Annotated in this window: 24 protein-coding genes; 14 read left to right on the top strand and 10 right to left on the bottom strand. The window is 71.2% G+C overall.

Translation table 11 applies throughout. The features are described from left to right. Positions 1–549 (top strand): carboxymuconolactone decarboxylase family protein, encoded by a 549-nt coding sequence (locus EP26_RS08860; RefSeq protein ID WP_043337857.1) that lies wholly within the window; start codon positions 1–3, stop codon positions 547–549. 81 nt (positions 550–630) lie between these two features. Further along, a complete protein-coding gene (locus EP26_RS08855; protein WP_043337856.1) occupies positions 631–1,824 on the top strand; it encodes a pyridoxal-phosphate-dependent aminotransferase family protein in 1,194 nt (397 codons plus the stop codon). Positions 1,825–1,863: 39 nt separating this feature from the next. On the opposite strand, the gene EP26_RS08850 is transcribed toward EP26_RS08855, so the two are convergent. Continuing rightward, a complete protein-coding gene (locus EP26_RS08850) occupies positions 1,864–2,961 on the bottom strand; it encodes a mandelate racemase/muconate lactonizing enzyme family protein (RefSeq protein ID WP_043337855.1) in 1,098 nt (365 codons plus the stop codon). After that, entirely contained in the window at positions 2,958–4,193 is a 1,236-nt protein-coding gene (locus EP26_RS08845) for an MFS transporter (RefSeq protein WP_043337854.1), read from the bottom strand. Before EP26_RS08845 ends, EP26_RS08850 begins: the two co-directional genes overlap by 4 nt. Positions 4,194–4,489: 296 nt before the next feature. Here EP26_RS08845 and EP26_RS08840 point away from each other — a divergent pair, with 296 nt between their 5' ends. After that, on the top strand, positions 4,490–5,350 hold the full coding sequence (locus tag EP26_RS08840; protein ID WP_169747373.1) for an ATP-grasp fold amidoligase family protein: 861 nt from the start codon (positions 4,490–4,492) through the stop codon (positions 5,348–5,350). Between the two features lie 7 nt (positions 5,351–5,357). On the opposite strand, the gene EP26_RS08835 is transcribed toward EP26_RS08840, so the two are convergent. After that, the gene (locus EP26_RS08835; RefSeq protein ID WP_245624337.1) at positions 5,358–5,786 is read right to left on the bottom strand and encodes a cupin domain-containing protein; all 429 of its coding nucleotides are present in this window, start codon (positions 5,784–5,786) and stop codon (positions 5,358–5,360) included. A gap of 32 nt (positions 5,787–5,818) precedes the next feature. After that, the gene (gloB, locus tag EP26_RS08830) at positions 5,819–6,547 is read right to left on the bottom strand and encodes a hydroxyacylglutathione hydrolase (protein ID WP_043337851.1); all 729 of its coding nucleotides are present in this window, start codon (positions 6,545–6,547) and stop codon (positions 5,819–5,821) included. A gap of 26 nt (positions 6,548–6,573) precedes the next feature. On the opposite strand from gloB, the gene EP26_RS08825 reads away from it, so the two are divergent. From EP26_RS08825 to EP26_RS08815, 3 genes are all read left to right on the top strand, one after another. Beyond that, positions 6,574–7,335 (top strand): class I SAM-dependent methyltransferase, encoded by a 762-nt coding sequence (locus EP26_RS08825; protein ID WP_245624336.1) that lies wholly within the window; start codon positions 6,574–6,576, stop codon positions 7,333–7,335. A gap of 79 nt (positions 7,336–7,414) precedes the next feature. Beyond that, positions 7,415–9,025, top strand: a complete 1,611-nt coding sequence (locus EP26_RS08820; RefSeq protein ID WP_084112404.1) for an ABC transporter substrate-binding protein — start codon at positions 7,415–7,417, stop codon at positions 9,023–9,025. Between the two features lie 84 nt (positions 9,026–9,109). Further along, complete coding sequence (locus EP26_RS08815; protein ID WP_043337850.1) at positions 9,110–10,195, top strand: SMP-30/gluconolactonase/LRE family protein; 1,086 nt, start codon at positions 9,110–9,112, stop codon at positions 10,193–10,195. A 69-nt stretch (positions 10,196–10,264) separates the two neighbouring features. Here EP26_RS08815 and EP26_RS08810 read toward each other — a convergent pair whose 3' ends face one another. The 3 genes from EP26_RS08810 to EP26_RS37360 form a co-directional block, all read right to left on the bottom strand. Next, positions 10,265–11,440 (bottom strand): acetyl-CoA C-acetyltransferase, encoded by a 1,176-nt coding sequence (locus tag EP26_RS08810; protein ID WP_043337849.1) that lies wholly within the window; start codon positions 11,438–11,440, stop codon positions 10,265–10,267. A gap of 61 nt (positions 11,441–11,501) precedes the next feature. Then, on the bottom strand, positions 11,502–12,566 hold the full coding sequence (locus tag EP26_RS08805; RefSeq protein WP_245624335.1) for an alpha/beta fold hydrolase: 1,065 nt from the start codon (positions 12,564–12,566) through the stop codon (positions 11,502–11,504). Then, a complete protein-coding gene (locus EP26_RS37360; protein WP_245624334.1) occupies positions 12,520–12,861 on the bottom strand; it encodes a hypothetical protein in 342 nt (113 codons plus the stop codon). The genes EP26_RS08805 and EP26_RS37360 overlap by 47 nt, the downstream gene beginning before the upstream one ends. Positions 12,862–12,971: 110 nt before the next feature. Here EP26_RS37360 and phaR point away from each other — a divergent pair, with 110 nt between their 5' ends. The 6 genes from phaR (at position 12,972) to EP26_RS08780 (ending at position 17,144) form a co-directional block, all read left to right on the top strand. Beyond that, positions 12,972–13,601 (top strand): polyhydroxyalkanoate synthesis repressor PhaR, encoded by a 630-nt coding sequence (gene phaR / locus EP26_RS08800; RefSeq protein WP_245624333.1) that lies wholly within the window; start codon positions 12,972–12,974, stop codon positions 13,599–13,601. Positions 13,602–13,711: 110 nt separating this feature from the next. Further along, the gene (locus tag EP26_RS08795) at positions 13,712–14,173 is read left to right on the top strand and encodes a helix-turn-helix domain-containing protein (RefSeq protein ID WP_052388972.1); all 462 of its coding nucleotides are present in this window, start codon (positions 13,712–13,714) and stop codon (positions 14,171–14,173) included. Positions 14,174–14,257: 84 nt separating this feature from the next. Further along, positions 14,258–15,007 carry a hypothetical protein gene (locus EP26_RS36755; RefSeq protein ID WP_052388971.1) on the top strand — a complete coding sequence of 250 codons (750 nt, stop codon included), beginning with the start codon at positions 14,258–14,260 and terminating at the stop codon, positions 15,005–15,007. Between the two features lie 17 nt (positions 15,008–15,024). Then, complete coding sequence (locus tag EP26_RS34705; protein ID WP_157033452.1) at positions 15,025–15,192, top strand: hypothetical protein; 168 nt, start codon at positions 15,025–15,027, stop codon at positions 15,190–15,192. Further along, a complete protein-coding gene (locus tag EP26_RS08785; RefSeq protein ID WP_043337846.1) occupies positions 15,189–15,899 on the top strand; it encodes a ribonuclease activity regulator RraA in 711 nt (236 codons plus the stop codon). Before EP26_RS34705 ends, EP26_RS08785 begins: the two co-directional genes overlap by 4 nt. A 162-nt stretch (positions 15,900–16,061) precedes the next feature. Continuing rightward, the gene (locus EP26_RS08780; RefSeq protein WP_043337845.1) at positions 16,062–17,144 is read left to right on the top strand and encodes an EamA family transporter; all 1,083 of its coding nucleotides are present in this window, start codon (positions 16,062–16,064) and stop codon (positions 17,142–17,144) included. Positions 17,145–17,153: 9 nt separating this feature from the next. Here EP26_RS08780 and EP26_RS08775 read toward each other — a convergent pair whose 3' ends face one another. From EP26_RS08775 to EP26_RS08765, 3 genes are all read right to left on the bottom strand, one after another. Further along, positions 17,154–17,972: an ABC transporter permease gene (locus EP26_RS08775; protein ID WP_245624332.1), complete on the bottom strand. Its 819-nt coding sequence runs from the start codon at positions 17,970–17,972 to the stop codon at positions 17,154–17,156. After that, entirely contained in the window at positions 17,972–18,910 is a 939-nt protein-coding gene (locus tag EP26_RS08770) for an ABC transporter permease (protein WP_043337842.1), read from the bottom strand. Before EP26_RS08770 ends, EP26_RS08775 begins: the two co-directional genes overlap by 1 nt. A gap of 138 nt (positions 18,911–19,048) precedes the next feature. Further along, complete coding sequence (locus tag EP26_RS08765) at positions 19,049–19,813, bottom strand: HpcH/HpaI aldolase family protein (RefSeq protein WP_043337841.1); 765 nt, start codon at positions 19,811–19,813, stop codon at positions 19,049–19,051. A gap of 274 nt (positions 19,814–20,087) precedes the next feature. On the opposite strand from EP26_RS08765, the gene EP26_RS08760 reads away from it, so the two are divergent. Then, positions 20,088–20,945: a dimethylarginine dimethylaminohydrolase family protein gene (locus EP26_RS08760; RefSeq protein ID WP_043337840.1), complete on the top strand. Its 858-nt coding sequence runs from the start codon at positions 20,088–20,090 to the stop codon at positions 20,943–20,945. Next, positions 20,942–22,336 (top strand): FAD-binding oxidoreductase, encoded by a 1,395-nt coding sequence (locus EP26_RS08755; RefSeq protein ID WP_052388970.1) that lies wholly within the window; start codon positions 20,942–20,944, stop codon positions 22,334–22,336. The genes EP26_RS08760 and EP26_RS08755 overlap by 4 nt, the downstream gene beginning before the upstream one ends. The last annotated feature ends 30 nt before the right edge of the window (positions 22,337–22,366 follow it).

The following is a 22,366-nucleotide window of genomic DNA, read 5'->3' as shown; positions in this document are numbered from 1 at the left end:
ATGGCCCGCCTGCCCTATCTGGAGAAGGCCGACCTCGCGCCCGGGGACCAGGCGCTGCTGGCCCGCGACATCAACCTGCACAAGATCCTGGCCCACAACCCGGCGGCGGCGAGGGCCTTCGGCACGCTCGGGCAGTATCTGCGGCACGGCACGACACTCGATGCCCGGCTGCGGGAGCTGGTGATCCTGCAGATCGGCTGGCAGGCGCGCTCGCCCTACGAGTGGTCGCATCATGTCAAGATCGGCTACGACTTCGGCGTCAGCGATGCCGACATCAGGGGGCTGATCGCGGAGAGCCGGGGCGAGGAGTCGGGGCTGGAGCCGCTGGCGCGGCTCTGCCTGCGGGCGGCGCGGGAGCTGTATGACGGGGCCATCACGCCAGCCAGCTTCGCCGAGCTGGCGGGGCAGCTCGATCCCGCCAGCCTCACCGACCTCGTCGTGACGGCGAGCTTCTACTGCGCGGTGGTGCGGCTGCTGGCCAGTTTCGAGATCGATGTGGAGGAGAGCTACCGGCCTTACCTGGAGGCCTTCCCGCTGCCGGCCGGCTGAGGCGCCATCTACCCCCTGGGCAACCGCCCCCCTGTCATGGGATGACGATGGGATAACATCATCTTGGGGGATCAGGACGCCATGAGCGCCACGCAGCCTGCCCGGAAGCCTCGCGGCCGCCAGTTCTTCGCCAATCCTGGCCCGACCAACATCCCGGATTCCGTGCTGCTGGCCGGGGCGCACCAGACCGTCGACTTCAACGACCCGAATTTCATCGAGGTCTATACCGCCTGCATCGACGGGCTGAAGCGCGTCCTCAAGACGACGCAGAACATCTTCCTCTACACCGGCTCGGGCCATGCGGCCTGGGAGGCCTGCCTCGTCAACCTGCTCTCGCCGGGCGACACGGTGCTGATCGTCGAGAGCGGCTACTTCTCCGAGTCCTGGGCGAGGATGGCCGGCGACCTCGGCCTCGAGGTGCAGACAGTTGCCGCCGACTGGCGCCGCGGCGCCGACCCGGCGGCGGTGCAGGCGGCCCTCGCTGCCGACCGCGACCACCGCATCAAGGCCGTCTGCGTCGTCCACAACGAGACGGCGACGGGCATGACGCTGCCGGTGCAGGAGGTCCGCGCCGCCCTCGACGCCGCCGGCCATCCGGCGCTGCTGCTGGCGGACACCATCTCCTCCCTCGGCTCGCTCGACTTCCGCATGGATGAGTGGGGCGTCGACGCTTCGGTCGGCGGCAGCCAGAAGGGGCTGATGCTGCATACGGGGATGAGCTTCAACGGCGTCTCGGCCAAGGCGATGGAGGCCCACAAGACCTCGCGCCTGCCGAAGCATTACTTCAACTGGACCAACATGCTGGCCCGGCCGCACAAGAGCTTCGTCGGCACGGTGCCGGTCAGCTTCTTCTACGCGCTGCAGGAGAGCCTGCGGCTGATCGAGCAGGAGGAGGGGCTGGAGAATGTCTTCGCCCGCCACCACCGGCTGGCCGGGGCGGTGCGGGCGGCGGTGCAGCACTGGTCGGGCAACAATGGGCCGCAACTCTTCTGCCTGAACCCCGCCCGCTACTCCGACAGCGTGACGGCGATCCTGATGCCGGAGGGCTTCAATGCCGACGACCTGCGTGGCGTGGCGCTGAAGCGCTTCAACGTCTCGCTCGGCGGCGGGCTCGGCCCGCTCGGTGGCAAGGTGTTCCGCATCGGCCATCTCGGCGACCTGAACGAGCCGATGATCCTCGGCACGCTCTCGACCGTCGAGCTGGCGATGAAGGTGGCCGGCATCCCGCACACGCCGGGTGGCGTGGATGCGGCGATTGCGGCGCTTGCTGGCTGAGGCTTGACGGCGGCCGGACGCGTCCCGGCCGCCCTTCCCCTATTTCAGCACGAAGTCCCGCATCACCTCCGGCCTGAAGGCGAGGCCGTGGCCCGGCGTCTCCGGCGCGTGGATCATGCCCGCGTCGATCCGTGGGTGCTCGACCCAGAGGTCGTCGAGCAGGCCCATCTGCTCGGCCCAGGCGGCGTTCGGGATGCTGGCCAGCAGGTGGACGTTGAGCTCGGGGAAGAGATGCGGCGCGATGGTCATGCCCCAGGTGTCGGCGACCGTTGCGATCTTCCGCAGCTCGGTCAGGCCGCCGCGCATCGGGTCCGGCTGCAGGATCGGCAGGCGGGGGTTCTCCAGCACGGGCTTCAAATCCGCACGGCCGAAATGCGTCTCGCCGCCGACGACGCGGGTGGTCAGCGCCTCGGCGCAGCGGAGGTAGCCGGCGAAGTCGTCGGGCAGCACCGGCTCCTCGATCCAGTAGGGGTCGTAGTCCTGGAAGGCGCGGCCGGCGATGATCGCCTGGTCCGCCGTCCAGCCCATGTTGATGTCGATCATGATCTCGACATCGGGGCCGACCGTGTCGCGCACCAGCGCCAGGTTACGCACGTCCTGGCGCCAGTCGCCGATATGCGCCGCCTGCATCTTGATGGCCTTGTAGCCCTGGGCGGCGAAATGCTTGGCCTTGGCCGCCATCCCCTCGCCGAGCGAGGTGCGGAAGCAGCCGCTGCCATAGACCGGGATCGTGCTCCGCACATGGCCCCAGAGCCGATGCAGCGGCAGCCCGGCCGACTTGCCGAGGATGTCCCAGAGGGCGATGTCGATGGCGGATTGCGCCATCATCGTCACGCCGCCGCGGCCGCCGGTGACGCTCATCCGCCAGAGATCCTGCCAGATGCCCTCGACCTCCGTCGCGCTGCGGCCGATCACGCGCGGGGCCATCGCCTCCTCGATGCAGAGGCCGATGGTGCGCTGGAGCGGCAGCGTCAGCAGGTGGAGGTAGCCCATGCCGGTGATGCCGGCGGCGGTCTCGACCTCGACCACGACGAGGTCGCGCATCGGCCCGAGCGGGTGGTTGGCCAGCCAGGGGTCGTCGGGCCAGGGCAGGCGCAGCAGGGTCGTCCGCAGGGCGCGGATGGTGAGGTCGTTCATGGGCGTTCCTCCCCGTTCGGGATGTGCCGCCAGAGCCTGCGCGTCAGCGCCAGCGCCAGCAACCCCTCCGCCCCGCTGATCGCCGCCGCCATGGGCGCGCCGAGCCAGTCGGCGAGCAGCCCGATATGGAGGAAGCCGATGGGGCCGATGCCGATGCAGACCGAGAGCAGGCCGAGCACGCGGCTGCGCAGCGCCGCCGGCGCGAGGCGATAGACGAGCGTCGCCTGCATGATGCTGAAGCCGGCCTGGCCGAAGCCGGTCAGCAGCAGCGCCGCCCCCGCTGCCCAGGGGTGCGGCGCCAGGGCGAAGAGCATCTGCATCAGGAAGAACATCGTGATGCCGCCGAGATAGCAGCGCCCGTAGGTCGGCGGCCGCACCCAGGCGGCGACGGCCAGCGCGCCGAGGAAGGCGCCGACTCCGTCCATGCTGGCTAGCACGCCGACCGCCTCCGGCCCCAGCTGCAATCGGTCCGCCGCCACCACGGGGATCAGGCTGGTGAAGGGCCAGCCGAAGATGTTGAAGACGATGGTGACGAGCAGCGTGCCGGAGAGCCGTGGATCGGCCCTGACGGCCGCCAGCCCCTCCCGGATGCGGGCGCCGACGCCGGTGCCGTCGGCCGCGCGGACGCCGCTGCGGTAACGCAGCCGCAGCATCGCCACCACCGCCAGCGCGTAGAGCGCGACCGAGACGAGGAAGGTGCCGTCGATGCCGACCGCGGCGAAGATCAGGCCGGAGAGGGTCGGCCCCAGCATGCGGCTGGCATTGTTGCTGCCGACATCGGCCGACATGGCGGCGCCCATCCGCGCCGCACCCGCCACCTCGCCGACCATGACCCGACGCACCGGGTTGTCGGCCGCCCAGGAGAGGCCGTTGACGAAGCTTGCCACGGCAAGGTGCCAGACCTCGAGCATCCCGGCATGGGCGAGCACGGCCAGCACCAGCGAGGTCAGCAGGCTGATGACGACGATGCCGAGCAGGGCCGTCCAGGCTTCCACCCGCTCCGCGACGGCGCCGAGCACGGCGCCGAAGAGGCCCATCGGCAGGATGCGGAGCATGCCCAGCATGGCGACGAGGAAGGCGGAGCCGGTGGCCTGCCAGGCGAAAAGCGCCACGGCCAGCGTCTCCAGCCAGCGCACCAGGAAGATGACGAGGCCGACGAACCAGAGCCGGCGGAAATCGGGCAGGGCGAAAAGGCGCGGCGGCGGCGCCGCGGATGCGGTCGGGCTGATCATTTCCTCCCGGCGTTTTCCGCATGGTGGCGCGGGGCCGGCTGGCTGACCAGACGCGATGCCGGCGAGCTTTCCACCTTCGCATCGGGCAACCCGCCGCGGAACCCTTCGTTGGGGGGTGACCTGGGCTCCGCCGCCAGGATGGTGACTGCCCTGTTCGGGAGGATGATTTGCCCTTCGATTCACCCAGCCGCGGTCGCGGTTGGCTGGCGCAAGCTTGGCGCCCGGTCCTCCATTCCGCCGCCGATCGGATTCCGTGGCTCGGGCGCCTCCGCGCCCGGCGCCGCATGCGCAACGTGATGCGCGCCTCGCTGGGCTACGAGCCCGATCTGCGCCATCCGCGGACCTTCAACGAGCGCCTCGCGCGCAAGATTCTCGACGATCGCAACCCGCTGATCCCGCTGACCCTCGACAAGGTGCGGGTGCGCGACTGGGTGGCCGAGCGGGTCGGCGCCGAGGTGCTGGTGCCGCTGGTCGGCGTCTGGGAGCGGGCAGCGGACATTCCCTGGGATGCGCTGCCCGAGCGCTTCGTCGCCAAGACGAACCATGGCTGCACCTTTAACCTGCTGGTCCCCGACAAGGCGAAGCAGGACCGCGCCGAGGCCATCCGCACGCTCGATGGCTGGATGCAGGAGAATTATTACGAGCAGGCGCAGGAGTGGGGCTATCGCGACATCCCCCGCCGCATCCTCGTTGAGGAATTCCTGCGCGGGCGCGACGGCGGTGTGCCGGAGGACTACAAGCTCTTCGTCTTCGGCGGGCAGCCGCGGCTGTTGAAGGTGATCCGTGGCCGGTTCGGCCCGGCGCAGCGGCATTTCTACTACGACCCATACACGCTGGAGCCGCTCGACCTCGGTGAGTTCGACCCGGCTGACTTCCCCGAGGACCCGGCCCCGCTACCCGAGGCGCGGGGGCTGTGCGAGCTGGCGGCCCGGCTCGGCGCGCCCTTCGATGCCGTCCGCGTGGATTTCTACCTGATTGACGGGCGGCCGCTCTTCGGCGAGCTGACGCATTATACGGGCGCGGCTTCGCTCTCGATGGGGTCCTACGAGAAGGATCTCCGGGTGGGGGAGATGTGGGCCGAGGGGCTGCGCCAGCGGGCGGCCAGGCCGAGGCCGGGCCGGATCGGCGCCGCGGCGGGGGTTCCGGCGCCAGGTTGAGGCGCCGTCAGCCCGGCGCCCAGCCCGGTGGGGCCATCTCGAAGCCTTCGAAGCGGAAGGCCGGGCTGACGGTGCAGCCGACCAGGGTCCAGGCGCCGAGGCTTCGCGCGGCCTGCCAGCAGCCCTTCGGGACCAGGGCGAAAGGCCCCTCCCCCGCGCCGAGATCGGGGCCGAGGCGAAGCGCCTCGATGCTCCGGCCATCCGGCGAGAGGTCGAGGGCCAGGGCCGCGCCGGCATGCCAGTGCCAGGCCTCGGCGGCATCGACGCGGTGCCAGTGGCTGCGCTCCCCGGCGGCGAGCAGGTACAGGATCGCGGTGCCCGCGCCGCGGCTGCCATCGGGCGGGGCGTCTCGCCTGCCGCGGAGCGGCTCGTCCCTCCAGGTCTCGCGGTAATGCCCGCCCTCGGGATGCGGGCGGAGGCCGAGGGCGGCGATCACCGCCGCGGCCTCCAGCCCCGGATCGCGGAGATTCAGCGGAAATTATCCTTGCCGGTGCGGATGGCGGCGAGGCGGGCCACGTCGCCGGCGCGGAGGAAGGGGTTGGTGGCCTTCTCCTCGCCGATGGTCGTCGGCACGGTGGCGCGGCCGGCGGCGCGCTCGGCCTTCACCTCGGCGGCGCGGGCCTGGAGGGCGGCGTTGTCGGGCTCCACCGTCAGGGCGAAGCGGGCGTTGCTCTCGGTGTATTCATGGCCGCAGCAGACCAGCGTCGCCTCCGGCAGGGCGGCGAGGGCCTCGAGGGAGTAGAACATCTGCGCCGCCGTCCCCTCCAGCAGGCGCCCGCAGCCGAGGGAGAAGAGCGTGTCGCCGCAGAGCAGCACGTCCCCCTCGGCGAAGTGGAAGGCGATGTGGCCGACGGTGTGGCCGGGCGTGTCGATCACCACGCCCTGCGTCGCGCCGACCGAGACCGACTCGCCCGGCTTCAGCGCGAGGTCGAGGGGCGGCAGGCGGTGGGCGTCGGCGGCGGCGCCCACGACCTTGGCGCCGAAGCGGGCGCGGACCTCCTCGACGCCGTCGATGTGGTCGCCATGATGGTGGGTCAGCAGGATGAGGTCGCAACGGCCCCCCGCCGCCTCCAACGCGGCGATGGCCGGCCCCGCCTCGCCCGGGTCGCAGACGGCGATGGTCCCGGTCGCGGCGTCGCGGAGCAGCCAGGCGTAATTGTCGGAGAGGCAGGGAATCGCAGTGGCCGAGACCGGCATGGCGGGGACCTCCTTCACGCTGCCCCGTGAACTCCGGGGCCGATCTGTCCTATATCCTCCCCATGCGCCACGAGGTCCACGGCCTGCGGGATTTCTATGCCACCTCGGTGGGGCTGGTCGCCGCGCGCCTGCTGCGCGAGCGGCTGCGCCTGGCCTGGCCGGAGCTGCCGCGCGGGGCGGCGCTGCTCGGCCTCGGCTATGCCAGCCCCTTCCTGCGGATCTGGCACCGGGGCGGGGCGCGCTGCGTCAGCCTGTTGCCGCCGCACCTGCCGGAATGGCGCTGGCCGCGCAGCGCCCGCAGTCGCACCGCCATCGGCGAGGGCGAGGCCCTGCCCTTCCCCGACCTGTTCTTCGACCGCATCCTGCTGGTGCATGGGCTGGAGCATGCCGAGAATGCCCGCCGCCTGCTGCGCGAGGCCTGGCGGGTGCTGAAGGATGACGGGCGGCTGCTGGTCGCGGTGCCGAACCGGCTCGGGCTCTGGGCGCATCTGGAGCATACGCCTTTCGGCCATGGCGAGCCCTATTCGGCGGGCCAGCTGGAGCGGCTGCTGCGGCGGCAGATGTTTGCGGTGACGCGGCGGGACTCGGCACTCTTCGTGCCGCCCTTCCGCAGCCGGCTGCTGCTGCGGGGCGCGGGGGGCTGGGACCGTCTGGGCAGCCGGCTCTGCCCCGGCTTCGGTGGGGTCGCGCTGATGGAGGCGACGAAGGACTTCTCCGAGCTGATCCCGGCGGGAGCGGTGCCGGCGGGCGGGCGGCGGCGCCGGGTGGTGATGGCGGAGACGGCCTGACGCCGGCGGAAGGGGGCGACCCGGAGCAGCGGCATGGGGATTGCTGTCCCAGGCTGAAACGAAAGCCCGGGGTTCCCGCATGTCCCTCTCCCGCCGCGCCCTTCTCGGCGCATCCGGCCTCGCCCTCATGCCCAATGACTGGGCAGTGCCGCCCGCCGCCGCCCAAGGCGAGCGCGTCATCCGCTACGGCATCTCGATGGCCGACATCCCGCAGACCACCGGCCAGCCGGATCGCGGCGCCGGCGCCTATCAGTTCACCGGGTATACGATCTATGACCCGCTCGTCGCCTGGGAGATGGATGTGGCGGACCGGCCGGGCAAGCTGGTCCCCGGCCTCGCCACGAGCTGGGAGGCCGACCCGGCCGACCGGAAGAAGTGGGTCTTCCGGCTGCGCGAGGGCGTGAAATTCCACGACCGCTCGGCCTTCGATGCCGATGCGGTCATCTGGAATTTCGAGAAGGTGCTGAACCCACAGGCGCCGCATTTCGACAACCGGCAGGCGGCGCAGGTGCGGCCGCGGCTGCCCTCGGTCGCATCCTGGCGCAAGCTGGATGCGATGACGGTCGAGGTCACCACCAAATCCGTCGACAGCATCTTCCCCTACCAGATGCTCTGGTTCCTCATCTCATCGCCGGCGCAGTACGAGAAGCTGGGGCGAAGCTGGGAGAGGTTCGCCGCCGAGCCCTCCGGCACCGGGCCCTTCCGCCTGGCGAAGCTGACGCCGCGGGCGAGCGCGGAGCTGGTGCGCAACTCCGACTACTGGGACCCGAAGCGCATCCCGAAGGCGGACCGCATCATCCTCGTCTGCGCGCCGGATGCGGTGACGCGGACCAATGCGCTGCTGACCGGGCAGGTCGACTTCATCGAGACGCCGGCGCCGGACCTGGTGCCGCGGCTGAAGCAATCGGGCGCGCGGATCATCGAGAATGTCACGCCGCATGTGTGGAACTACCATCTGAGCCTGCTGGAGGGCTCGCCCTGGCGCGACATCCGGCTGCGCCGCGCCGCCAACCTCGCCATCGACCGCGACGGGGTGGTGGCGCTGATGAACGGGCTGGCGAAGCCCGCGGTCGGCGTGGTCGATCCCTCATCGCCCTGGTTCGGCAATCCGAGCTTCAAGGTCAGGCACGACCCGGCCGAGGCGCGGCGGCTGCTGGGCGAGGCCGGCTTCTCGCCGCGCAACCCGCTGCGCACGCGCTTCCTCGTCGCCACCGGCGGCAGCGGGCAGATGCTGTCGATGCCGATGAACGAGTACATCCAGCAGAGCTGGCGCGAGGTCGGCATCGCGCTGGAGTTCGAGCCCGTCGAGCTGGAGGTGCTCTATACCTGCTGGCGCCAGGGGGCGGCGGGAGATCTCGCGAAGAACGCCACCGCCAACAACGTCGCCTATGTGACGAGCGACCCGCTCTATGCGCTGATCCGCTTCTTCCACTCGAAGCAGATCGCGCCGACAGGGGTGAATTGGAGTCATTACCGCGATGCGGAGATGGACCGCCTAATCGACACCGCGATGCAGACCTTCGACCCCGCCGAGGTGGACCGGCTGATGGCGAAGGTGCACGAGAAGGCGGTGAACGAGGCGCTGCTTGTCTTCGTCGTCCACGACACCAACCCGCATGTCGCCTCGAACAAGGTGCGCGGCTACACCCAGGCGCAGCACTGGTTCCAGGACCTCACCACGCTGGCGTAACCACGCCATCGCGAAGTCCGGAGCGGCAGCGGCCGTGCAAGCCTTCTCCCTCGCCGCACCCGAAGCGGCGGGGGAGAGAAATGCATGGCAGATCCCATCATCGGGCGCCGCTCGCTCGGCGCGCTCGCCGGTGCGCTCGCGGCCGGCGCCGCCATCCCGGCCCAGGCCCAGCGCGGCTATGACCGCGGCGCCGCGCCCACCCGCTACCCGGATGCCGACATCGTTGCCATCGACCCGAAGCGCTTCACGGCGAAGCTCGGCAACACCACCATCCGCCGCCTCGGCACCGGCTATGGCTGGGCGGAGGGGCCGGCCTGGCACGCGACCGGCCGCTTCCTGATCTGGTCCGACATCCCGAACGACGAATGCCTCCGCCTCGTCGAAGAGGACCAGTCCGTGCATCGCCGCTTCCGCAGCCCATCGGGCTTCTCCAACGGCAATACCTTCGACCGCGAGGGGCGGCAGATCGCCTTTCGCCACTTCCACCGCGACGTGCTGCGCTACGAGGCGGATGGCAGCACGACGGTGCTCGCGGCGCGCGGGCCGGACGGCGCCTTCAACGCGCCGAATGATGGCGTCGTGCATCCGCAGGACGGCGCGATCTGGTTCACCGATCCGGGCTATGGCGCGCTGATGAACTATGAGGGCCAGCGCGTGCCCGAATCCGCCAACAGCCCCCGCCCCTTCATCAAGGAGGCGATCTACCGCATCGATGCGCAGACCGGGCAGGTGGCGAAGGTGGCCGACCAGCCCTTCAAGCCGAACGGCCTTTGCTTCTCGCCCGACTACCGCCGCCTCTACGTCGCCGACAGCGGCAAGTCCCACTACGATGAAGCGAAGAACATCATCTGGATGTTCGACGTGGACGGGCCGCGCCTGACCAACCCGCGCACCTTCTGCGACATGGAATTGAACGGAAAGTCGGGCTTCGGCGACGGCCTACGCTGCGACGAACAGGGCAATGTCTGGGTCGGCGCCGGCTGGGTCGGCGACGGCTATGACGGCGTCCACGTCTTCGCACCGGATGGCCAGCGCATCGGGCAGATCAGGCTGCCGGAGATCTGCGCCAATCTCTGCTTCGGCGGCACGCGCCGGAACCATCTCTATATGACGGCGAGCCAGTCGCTCTACATGGTGCCGGTCGAGACCCGCGGCGCGCATTTCTGCTGAAGGGAATGCAGGGGCTCTGCCCCTGCACCCCGCCGGGGCCAAAGCTTGGCCCCGGACCCCGCCGCTAGTTTACACCCGCTCCAGGCACATCGCGACGCCCATGCCGCCGCCGATGCAGAGCGTCGCCAAGCCACGCTTGGCCTCGCGGCGCTGCATCTCGAAGAGCAGCGTGTTGAGCACGCGCGCGCCGGAGGCACCGATCGGGTGGCCGAGGGCGATGGCGCCGCCGTTGACGTTCACCTTCGAGGTGTCCCAGCCGAGATCCTTGTTCACCGCGCAGGCCTGCGCCGCGAAGGCCTCGTTCGCCTCGATCAGGTCGAGCGTCGAGATGTCCCAGCCGGCCTTCTGAAGCGCCTTCCGGCTCGACGGGATCGGCCCCGTGCCCATGATCGAGGGATCGACGCCGGCCGTCGCCCAGGAGGCGATGCGCGCCAGCGGGGTGATGCCGCGCTTGCGGGCCTCCTCGGCGGACATAACGACGAGCGCCGCGGCGCCGTCATTGATGCCGCTCGCATTGCCCGCGGTCACCGTGCCGTCCTTGCTGAAGGCGGGGCGCAGCTTCTGCAGCACCTCGAGCGTGGTTTCCGGCTTCGGGTACTCGTCGTCGGAGATCGTCACCTCGCCCTTGCGGGTCTTCACCGTCACCGGCGCGATCTCGTCGCGGAAGCGGCCGGCCTTCATCGCCTCGCCCGCCTTGCGCTGGGAGGCGGCGGCGAACTCGTCCTGCTGCTCGCGGGTGATCTGGTACTTCTGCGCGACGTTCTCGGCGGTCGTGCCCATGTGGTAGCCGTGGAAGGCATCCCACAGCCCGTCCTTGATCATGGTGTCGACGAGCTGGAGGTCGCCCATCTTCTGCCCGGCGCGGAGCTGCTGGGCATGCGGCGCCTGGGTCATGCTTTCCTGCCCGCCGGCGACGACGATGCTGGCATCGCCCGTCGCGATCTGCTGGGCGGCGAGCGCCACGGCGCGGAGGCCCGAGCCGCAGAGCTGGTTGATGCCGAAAGCCGTCCGCTCGACCGGGATGCCGGCGGCGACGGCGGCCTGGCGGGCCGGGTTCTGCCCCGCGCCCGCGGTCAGGATCTGGCCGAGGATGACCTCGTCCACCTCCTCCGGCCGCACCCCGGCGCGCTCCATGGCGGCCTTCAGTGCGATCGTGCCCAGCGTATGCGCCGGCAGGCTGGCGAAGGCCCCGGAGAAGCTCCCTACCGGCGTGCGTGCTGCGGAGGCGATGACGATATCGGTCATGTCTGGGTCTCCCACCCTATTCGCTGTGATGCGGCGCAGTCTGGACCTGCGCCGCCCCTGGCTACAAGCCGAGCCCCGAGAGCCACTGCCGCAGCGGCCGCCACAGCGCCGCCTCGGCCCCCTGCCCGGCCACCATGCCGATATGGCCGGCCGCCGCCCCGTGCACCAGGGCCCCGGGCAGGGACTTCGCCAGCGCCAGCGCCGAGGCCGGCGGGACGATCCGGTCGCGCGAGGGGATGGCGAGGAAGCTCGGCATGGCGAGGCGGCCGGGCTCCACCGCCTCGCCGGCGATGCGCCATTCGCCGCGCGCCGGGGCATTGGCGCCGTACCAGCCGCCGAGCACCTCGCGGGCCACGGGTGCGGCCAGTGCGATGCCGTCGTTCAGCCAGTCCTCCAGCGCGACGAAGCGCCGGGCCCGCGCGCTCTCCGGGTCGAGGGTGGCGAAGCCGCGGTACTTCTCGGGGATGGCGAAGGGGTCGAGCGCGGCGAAGAGCGCCTGGAGCGCATCGACCGGCAGGGCGCCGGTCGCCGCCAGCAGCGGCTCCAGCCCCGGGAGCAGGGCACCGAGGGAGCGGGCGCGCGCGGCGTCCTCGGCCCAGAAATCCCAGGGCGTTGCCAGCAGGGCGAGCGCCCGCACCCGCTCCGGCCGGCGCTGGGCGGCGGCCATCGCCAGCAGGCCGCCCATGCAGTAGCCGGCCAGCACCACTGGCTCCTCCACCGCCCGCAATGCCCGCTCCAGCCGCCCGGCGACGTAGTCGGTGAGGCCGAAGCGCCGCTCCACCGGGCCGGGCTCGCCCCAGTCGAGCAGCAGCACCCGGAGGCCCTGACCCGCCAAGTGGCGGAGCATCGAGGCCTCCGGCATCAGATCGAGGATGTCCGCTCGGTTCACCAGCGAGGGCACGACGAGGATCGTGGTTCCCTCCCCGCCGTAATCGAGCAGGCGGCTGCCGCCTTCGGCCCAGAGCACGGGCAGCGACGGCGCCTCGCGCCGCCAAGGATGCCGGCGATAGGCGCGGATGCCGGCCAGCAGCGCCGCATCCGACCGATCGAGCGCCCGCCAGACGGCCCGGGCGAAGGCCTCAGGTGGGTGGCCGCTTGCGGCGAGGCGGGCGGCGAGGCTCGTCACCTGCGGCTTCGAGGGCGGCCAGCCGGGCTTCGAGGGCGGCGATGCGGTCGAGGAGGCCAGCGGCAGCGCCGCCATCGCCAGCCATCGCCGCATCCCGAGCAGGCCCAGGTGCAACGGCAGCGGCCGCGGGCCCCGCCTCACGTGGCGCGCCTCCGGGCCATGCGCCAGGCAATCCGCCCAGCATCAGCCGCCAGGCGGCCATCATGTCGGCATCCGCGGCGAGGGCCCCGATCTCTTCCTGCCAAAGCCCGATCCACTCCTCCGCCAGCCGGTCGAGCCCGCCCTCTTCCGCCATGCCGCACCTCCGCGCGCGATTGTGTGCGACGCAAAAACCCGCTTCCGCGCGGGCCGTTGCGCCGTGCTACGCTGGTTGGCCTTTCACACAAGAACCGCATCGGAACCGCCATGGCCGACACCACCGCCCGCGCCGAACCAATGCCAGAGCCATCCGCGACTCCGCCGGTGGTCGTGAAGAAATACGCCAACCGCCGCCTCTACAACACGGAATCCTCGAGCTACGTGACCCTGGAGGACCTGGCCGGCATGGTTCGCCAGGGCCGCGACTTCGTCGTTTACGATGCCAAATCGGGCGAGGAGATCACGCGTTCCGTCCTCACGCAGATTATCGTCGAGGAAGAGTCGAAGGGGCGCAACCTGCTGCCCGAGGGCTTCCTCCGCCATCTCATCGGCTTCTACGGCGACAGCTTGCAGACCGTGCTGCCGCGCTACCTCGACGTGGCGATGAACGGCTTCGCCCGCCAGCAGACGCAGATGCGCCGCTCCATGGAGCAGGCGATGGGCGGGTTCATGCCCTTCCCGACGCTGGAGGAGGTCAGCAAGCAGAACATGGCGATGATGGAACGGGCGATGAGCCTCTTCGCGCCCTTCCGCCCGTCCGAGGCGGGGCCAGGCCAACCGCCCGCCGGCCCCCAGTCGGGCCAAACCATTGAATCCCTGAAGGCCGAAGTCGAATCGCTGCGCCGTCAGCTGGCCGAGTTGCAGCATGCCAAGGCGGATCCCTCGCGCCCCGGGTGAATCGGAACCGTTCTCCATCCATCACGCGTTCGTCACGCGTTGCGGTGGAACGAGGGACATCCCACGGCATTGCCCAAGGTGAGACAACCACGGGCCCCGAGGGATACAATATGCCAGCAAGCACCGAAACCGGTTCGCCGCGTCCCGCCGCTCCCAAAATGGGTCAACGGGCAAATGCAGCGGATCGCCATGTCGGCGCCCGGATCCGGGAGAGGCGCGTGATGATGGGCCTCTCTCAACAGCAACTCGCCCGGATGATCGGGGTTACTTATCAGCAGGCTCACAAATATGAGCGCGGCCTGAACCGTATTTCCGCCGGCCGCTTGTTCGAGATCGCCCAGGTGCTCAACGTCGCCGTGTCCTGGTTCTTCGAGGGGCTGGCCGATGAGAGCGAGCCGAGCGAGATCTCCCCGCGCCAGCGCATGTGCCTGGAGCTGGCCCGGAACTTCGCGCTGATCGACAACGAGAAGCACCAGGAGGCGCTGAGCCAGATGGCCAGGGCGCTGGCTGCCCAGAGCCTGGCAGAGAACCCGGACCGTGAGCTGGTCGTTGAGGGCCAGGAGCGCCTCTGAGGCGCCTCCCCACTGGCCTGAGGTAACCCGCGCATCGTGTCGAGACGCCCACCCGCTCCCCCGTTGCTGCGGCCTAAGAAGCGTATGTCCTGGACCGGCCCGGCTGGGCTGGTCCTGGCCCTGGTTGGGCTGGTGGGCGGCGTCGCGCTCGGCCTGGGCCTCCGCTCATCGCCGCCGCGGCCTGCCCCGCCAGTGGCGAGCATAGACCCGATGGCCCCGGCCGTGCCCCCTGCCCCGGCTCCGAACCCTGCCTTGGCTCCCGCGCCGGCCGATTCCGCAGCCCGGCGCGCTGCGATCGAGGCCGATATCGCCGCCGAACAGGCCCGCCTCGACAGCCTCCGCCAAGCCCGTGCCACGGCCGAGGCGGAGCTGGCCAATTTGCGACAAAGCCGTGCCGCGGCCGAGGCGGAGCTGGCCGGCCTGCGCCGCGACCTCGCCGCCGGGCGACGTGAGCTGGCCGCCGCCCAGCCGCCCGCGCCGCCGCAGCAGCTCGGCGCCCCGCCCCGCCCGCTCCGCCTGCCGGAGACGGTGGCCACGGCGGCGCCGGGCCAGCCCCGCGTCTTCATCCATCTGCGCGCCGGCTCCACCGCCGCCGCCAATGCCGCGGCCGAGCTGGCCCCGCAGCTGCGCGAGGCCGGTTTCGACCTGGGGGAGGCGCGTGTCGTCACCGCCACCCCGTCGCAGCGGGTCGTCCGCTATTTTCATGGCGAGGATGCGCCCGCCGCCGCCCGCCTCGCCGGCCGCCTCGGGCGGGGCTGGGCGATTCAGGATTTCCGCAATTTCGAGCCGGCGCCGAGCCTCGGCACGCTGGAGATCTGGCTCCCCGACCGGTAGCGGCGCAGCCGGCGGCGATGCCGCCGATCGGGCGCCGCGTTGCCTTGCCGCTTCCCTTCGGCGCGACGGACCGCGCGGCGCGAGCGCTGGTGATCGACCGGCCGGCCCCGCCGGGCCTCCTCGACAGCCAGGGCGGGCCGGCGGCACAGTGCGGCAGCCCGCCCACTGCGCAAGGACGACCATGACTCCCGACAGCCGCCGCAAGCTCGCCGAGGTCAGCACCGCGACGCTCACCACCGTGCTGTTCAAGCACGGCTTCCGCAACCTGTTTCTGCAGGGCCCGCGGCTGATCAACCCGGAGGCGCCGCGGCTGGTCGGACCGGCCTATACGCTGCGGTACATCCCGGCGCGGGAGGATCTCGACAAGCTCGACGCCTTCCTCGACCCCGACCATCCGCAGCGCAAGGGCGTGGAGGAATGCCCGGCCGGCAGCGTCCTCGTCGTCGACAGCCGGGGCGACCCGAAGGCGGCCAGCGCCGGCGGCATCCTGCTGACGCGGCTGATGGTGCGCGGCGTCGCCGGAGCCGTCACCGATGGCGGGTTCCGCGACACGCCGGAGGTCGCGCGGATGCCCTGGCCGGTCTACCACGCGGCACCGAGCGCCCCGACCAACCTAATCCGCCACCACGCGGTCGACCTCAACGTGCCGGTGGCCTGCGGCGAGGTGCCGGTCTATCCCGGCGACATCATGGTGGGCGATGGCGAGGGGGTGGTCTGCATCCCGGCGCATCTGGCGGACCAGGTCGCCGAGGAGGCCTATGAGCAGACGGTGGGCGAGGACTTCGTGCAGGAGCGGGTGGCCGCGGGCCATACCATCCGCGGCCTCTACCCGATGACCGACCCGAAGAACCGGGAGATCTTCGCCGCCTGGCGGAAGGAGAAGGGACGCTAGAACTCCCCCGCGAAGCCGCTTCGCGGCCCCCGGGCCGCCGGCTTCGGCGGTGGCGCCGGAGCGCGTGGGCCGCCTCCCGAACTTTGCGGAGCCTCCCGTGTTCGCCTGCTGGCAGCCGACGCCGGAGGCAAGCATGGCCCCTTTCCAGCACGACCCGATCCGATGGCGCTTCGCCCCGGCCTGCCGGGTTCCATCGGCGTGAGCGACGGCGCCGCGGCCAAGCCCCTCGCCCGCCTGCTTCCTCACGGCATCGACTGGCGCATCCCCCTCGCCCTGGCCGCCACCTATGCCAGCTTCGGCTCGGGCCCGGCCGGCGCGCGGGCCGCGCTCGACACGCTGCCGCCGCTGCTCCTCGTCGGCATCCGCGGGATCGTGGCGGGCGCGGTGCTGTTCCTCTGGTCGCGCGCCACCGGCGCCCCCCGCCCGACCCGCCGCCACTGGCTGGCCGCGCTCGGGATCGGCCTGCTGATCCTCGCCCTCGGCGCCGGGGGCGGCACCTTCGGCCAGCAGACCGTGCCCTCCGGCATCGCCGGGGTGATGTCCGGCCTGCTGCCGATCGTCGCCGCCTGCCTCGGCTACCTGCTCTTCCGCGAGCGCCCGGCCCGCCGCGCCCTGATCGGCCTGGTGATCGGCGTCGCCGGGCTCGGGCTGCTGCTCCGGCCCGGGGCCGATCTCGATCCCTTCGGCGTCACGCTGCTGGTCGCCAGCCAGTGCGCCTGGGCGCTCGGGGCGGTGCTGGCGCCGCGCGCCGGCCTGCCGGACGACCCGCGCCTGGCGGCGGGGATGGAGCTGCTCTGCGGCGGTGCCGTCCTGCTGGCCGCGGCTAGCCTGATGGGCGATGTCACCGGGCTCGACTGGCACGCCGTATCGACGCAATCCTGGCTTGGCCTCGGCTGGCTGATCCTCACCGCCGTGGTCGGCTTCACCGCCTTCGGCTTTCTCGCCGCCAATGTAACGCCCTCGGTGGCGACCACCTTCTCCTACGTGAACCCGGTGGTGGCGCTGGGGCTCGGCTGGCTGCTCTTCGCCGAACCCCTTACCTGGCAGGCGATGCTGGCCACGGCCATCGTCGTCGCCGGCGTCTGCCTGATCGTCTCGGCGAAGTCGGACACGCAGCACCCGATGACCTCGGGCCATGGCCATCGGCGCTTCATCGTCAGCACGCCCCCGAGTACGCCCCCGTCGGCGGAAGGCCAGGCGCCGGCCCCGGCCGGGCCGAGGAGGATGACCGAAGCCGGGCCGTGACCGCCGCGCTCAACCCCGGCGCAGCCCGTCCGCCACCAGCGTCGCCCCGGCGACCGCGAGCAGGATGCAGAGGCCCGGCCAGACCGCCTGCATCGGCGCCGAGAAGACCATCTCCTGCGCGTTGGAGAGCATGTTGCCCCAACTCGGCGCGGGCGGCTGGATGCCGAGGCCGAGGAAGCTCAGCGTGCTCTCGGCGAGGATCGCCCCGGCGACGGCCAGCGCCGCCGCGACGCCGATCGGGCCCGCGATGTTCGGCAGCACGTGGCGGACCAGCACCCGCGCCTCGCTGGCACCCGAGACGCGCGCCGCCGCCACATAGTCGAGCGAGAGCTGGGTGAGCGCCGCCGCCCGCGCCAGCCGCGCTGTGCCGACCCAGCCGAAGGCGACGAGGATCACGACGATGCGGAGGATGTCGGAAGTGGCCTCGCCCCGCGGCAGGCCGAAGCGCCCGGTATCGACGGCGGCCAGCACGACGAGCAGCGGCAGCGCCGGCAGGGCCAGCAGCCCGTCCGCCAGCCGCATCAGCAAGGCATCGGCCCAGCCGCCGCGCCAGGCGGCCAGCAAGCCGACCGCGGTGCCGAGCCCCGTCGCACCGATCGCCACCGCCAGCCCGACGCTGAGCGAGACCCGCGTGCCATGCAGCAGGCGCAGCAGCAGGTCTCGCCCCAGCTCGTCCGTGCCGAGCGGGTGCGCAGCGGAGGCTTCACCGTAGCGCGCCAGCAGGTCGGGGCTGAAGGGATCGGCGCCGAGCCAGCCCTGCGCCCAGCCCGCCCCCGCTGCCCCGAGCCCAAGCAGGCCGAGCAGCACCAGCCCCAGCGCCAGCCGCATCAGCCGGCCAGCCGCGGGTCGATGAGGCGCTGGACGATGTCGGCCGCGAGCGTCGCAAGCATCGTCACCAGCGCCGCCAGCAGCAGGGCGAGCAGCGCCAGGTTGTAGTCGTTGCCCATGATGCTGTCATAGATCAGCTTGCCCATGCCGGGGCGGGCGAAGATCGTCTCCGTCACCAGCGCGCCGGAGACGAGGCTGCCGGCATCGAGCGCGGCGACCGTCACCACCGGGATCGCGGCATTGGGGAAGGCATGGCCCCAGACCACCTGCCGGGCCGAGAGGCCCTTCATCCGCGCGGTGCGGATATAGGGCTGCGCCATCTCCTGCCGCATGGCGGAGAGGCTGTGCCGGGCATAGGCGGCGATGTTGACGAAGGCCAGCGTCGCCACCGGCAGCACCAGGAAGCGCGCGGCCTCGCCCAGGCTGCCGCCCTCGCCCGTGCCGCCGGCCGGCAGCCAGCCGAGCTCGACCGCGAAGAGGATGACGAGCAGGATGCCGAGCCAGAAGCCGGGGATGGATTGTGCCAGCAGCGCCACCCCATCCGCCAGCAGGCCGGCGCCGCGCCGGACCGCGCCCAGAACGCCGAGCGCGATGCCGAGCCCGGCCGAGAGCAGCAGCGACCAGCCGAGCAGCACCAGGGTGGAAAGCAGTGCCGGCCAGAGCACCGCCGTCGCCGGCAGGGCGTAAAGGCGGGAGAAGCCGAACTCGCCCCGCAGCACGGCGGCGGCCCAGGCGAGGTAGCGCTCGGCCAGCTGCCGGTCGAGCCCGTGCAGGGCGCGCATCCGCGCCGCATCCTCGGCGCTGAGGCGCGGGTCGGCGGCCATGGCGAGGTCGAGCGGGTCGCCCGGCATCAGCCCCATCGCCAGCCAGACCAGCGCGGAGAGGATGGCGAGCACCACCCCGATCTGCACCAGCCTGCCGGCGATGAGGCGCAGCATGCCAAACCCCTATCGGCCTGGAGACGTCCCCTCCCGGTGCCCTTCCGCGGCTTCGCCGCGGAAGGCGAGACGACGCCATGGGTAAGGAGCGCCTTCCGGGACCCCCGCAAAACTGCGAAGCGGTTTTGTGGGGAGTTCTTACCCGCCGCGGGCTTCCTTGATGGCGGCCTTCGCGGCGTTGACCATCAGCCCGACATCGTTGCCGCCGACGGTCACGAGCTTGAAGCCCATATCGATCATCTTCTTCGCGTATTTCGGCGAGGAATTGTGCAGGCCAGCCGCGATGCCGCGCTTCGAGGTCTCCTTGATGAGGCGCTCATAGATCTTTAGGATTTCCGGCTCCTCACGGTCGAGGATCGGGATCATGCCGAGGGAGAGGCCGAGATCGGAGGGGCCGACATAGATCGCGTCGATCCCCGGCACGTCGAGGATGGCCTCGAGGTTGTCGAGCGCCGTCTGGGTCTCGATCATCGGGATGACGAGGATCTCGTCATTGGCGGTCTTCTGGTAGCCGCCCGCCTCGCCGTAGACGCCGGCGCGGATCGGGCCGTTGCTGCGCGTGCCGCGCGGCGGATACTTGGAGTACTGCACCAGGGCGCGCGCCTCGGCCTCGGTGTTCACCATCGGGCAGATGACGCCGTAGGCGCCGGCATCCAGCACCTTGCCGATGATGCCCGGCTCGTTCCACGGCACCCGCACCATGGGCGTGGCGCCCGAGGGCTGGATGCCCTGGAAGCAGGCGACGCAGGAGAGGTAGTCCTGCACGCCATGCTGCATGTCGACGGTGACGCTGTCCCAGCCGGCCTGGCTGTACATCTCGGCGCTGAAGGCGTTCGGAATGGCGAGCCAGCCATTCACCACGGCCTTGCCGGCCTGCCATGCTGCCTTGACCTTGTTGGGCATCGTTTCCCCCTGGGACTCTCGTATCGGGAGGGCGACGCTAGGCGCGGGCGGCAGGGGCGTCAACGCGCCCTGGATGTTGCGGAACCGGCCCGAACCAGGGTAGGATGCGCCCCGCCACCGGCCGTCCCGCGCCGGATGGCCCTTCAATCCATCAATCTCTAAATTTGTTTGCGGAGGCGGCCTCCGCCGCGGCTTTGCCGGCGCCCCGCTTCAAGACTTGAAGGTTTGGGGTCGCGCTCTGGACGCCGCCGCCCGGCCCCGGCACCCTGGCGCGATGCCCGACTGGACCGTCACCTCCGAAACCGGCCGCCTGACCGACGTGCTGGTCTGCGCGCCGGACCACTATCGCTGGCTGTCGACCAACAGCATCGCTCGGCGGACGTTGGCCGGGGGCGGCCAGCCGGACCTCCAGGGGCTGCAGGCGCAGCACCGCGAGCTGGCCGCGGCGCTGGAGCAGGGAGGCGCCCGCGTCCATCACCTGCCGCCCGAGCCGCATCTGCCCTACATGGCCTATACCCGCGACAGCGTGGTGGTGACGCATCTCGGCCCCATCCTCTGCCAGCTGGAGCGTCCGCAGCGGCGGGGCGAATATGCCGCGCTGATCGACTGGCATGGCGGGCGGTTCTGGCGGAAATCCTCGGCCGGGACGCTGGAGGGGGGCGATGTCCATATCCTCCGCCCCGGCCTCGCGCTGATCGGCGCCTCGGGCGGGCGGACCGACCTCGACGGCGCGGAGCAGCTGGCGGGCTGGCTGAGGGCCGAGGGGTGGGAGGTGCGGGTCCAGCCCTTCGACGAGCATTTCCTGCATCTCGACGTGCTGTTCTGCCTGGCCGCGCCCGGCCTCGCCGTCGCCTGCCTCGACGTGCTGCCGGAGGATTTCATCGGCTGGCTGACGGGGCGGGGCATCGCCTGCCTGCCGGTGCCCTACCGCAGCGCCATGCAGCTCGGCTGCAACATCCTTTCCCTCGGCGAGGGGCGCGTGATATCGGCGGCCGAAAGCCGCGACCTCAATGCCGCGCTGCGGGCGGAGGGGCTGACCGTGCTCGACCCCGCCCTATCGCTCTTCACCGCCGGTGGCGGCGGCCCGCATTGCCTGACCTGCCCGCTTGCGCGGGAAGAGGAAACCCCATGAACACCATCGCCCCTCGCCCCGTGGATGCCGTCATCGCCGGCATCCGCGCCCTGATCGGGGACCGGCTCTCGACCGCCCAGGCCATCCGCGAGCAGCACAGCCGCGGCGAGGACCAGACGCCGCCGACCCTGCCGGATGCCGTCGCCTATGCGGAGAGCACGGAGGAGGTCAGCCGCATCCTGGCGCTCTGCAACCAGCATGGCGTGCCGCTCGTCGCCTTCGGCGCCGGCACCAGCCTCGAGGGGCATGTGAACCCGGTGCGGCGCGGCATCTCGCTCGACCTGTCGCGGATGACGAACATCCTCGAGGTCAACGGCGAGGACATGGACTGCCTGATCGAGCCCGGCGTCACCCGCCACCAGATCAATGACTACCTGCGCGACCAGGGCATGTTCTTCCCGGTCGATCCGGGCAGCCATTGCACCATCGGCGGCATGTGCGCGACGCGGGCCAGCGGCACTTGCGCCGTGCGCTACGGCACCATCCGCGAGAATGTCCTCGGCCTCGAAGTGGTGCTGGCCGATGGGCGGGTCATCCAGACCGGCGGGCGGGCGCGCAAGGCGGCGAATGGCTACGACCTGACGCGGCTCTTCATCGGCTCAGAGGGCACGCTCGGCGTCATCACGAGGATCAGGCTGCGGCTGCACGGCATCCCGGAGGCGATGTCGGCGGCGGTCTGCCAGTTTCCCGACCTCAAATCGGCGGTGGAGACCACCATCGCCACCATGCAGGCCGGCATCCCCGTCGCGCGGATCGAGCTGCTCGATGCCGACCAGATGCAGGCCTGCATCCGTTACTCGAAGCTCGAGGGCTACCGGGCGACGCCGACGCTCTTCCTCGAATTCCATGGCAGCCCGGCGGCGGTGCAGGAGCAGGCCGAGACGGTGGAGGCCATCGCCACCGAGATGGGCGGCGAGGGCTTCGCCTGGGCGACCGATGCCGAAGCGCGCAACCGGCTGTGGAAGGCGCGGCATGATGCCTATTGGGCGGCGGTCGCGCTGATCCCCGGGTATCGCGCCATTACGACCGATGTCTGCGTCCCCATCTCGCGTCTCGCCGAGGCGATCCTCGGCGCCAAGGCGGATGCCGAGGCGGCGGGCGCCACGACCTGCATCGTCGGCCATGTCGGCGACGGCAATTTCCACCAGGTCATCCTCTACGACCCGAACGACCCGCAGGGCCATGAGAAGGCCTGGGAGATCGACCGCAGGATCGTGGCGCGCGGCCTGGCGTTGGGCGGCACCTGCTCCGGCGAGCACGGCGTCGGCCTCGGCAAGCGCGAGTTCCTGGAGCAGGAGCATGGGCCGGAGGCGCTGGCGCTGATGCGCGGCATCAAGGCAGGCTTCGACCCCAAGGGCATCCTCAACCCGGGGAAGATGTTCCGGAACTAGGCTGCGAGTTCGAAGGGCCAAGGGGGGAAG

It is taken from the genome of Belnapia moabensis DSM 16746 (genome assembly GCF_000745835.1).
In the GTDB taxonomy this organism is placed as follows: Bacteria; Pseudomonadota; Alphaproteobacteria; order Acetobacterales; family Acetobacteraceae; genus Belnapia; species Belnapia moabensis.
Note: the sequence above shows the minus strand (reverse complement) of the source record. Positions and strands in the feature narration are given on the sequence as shown.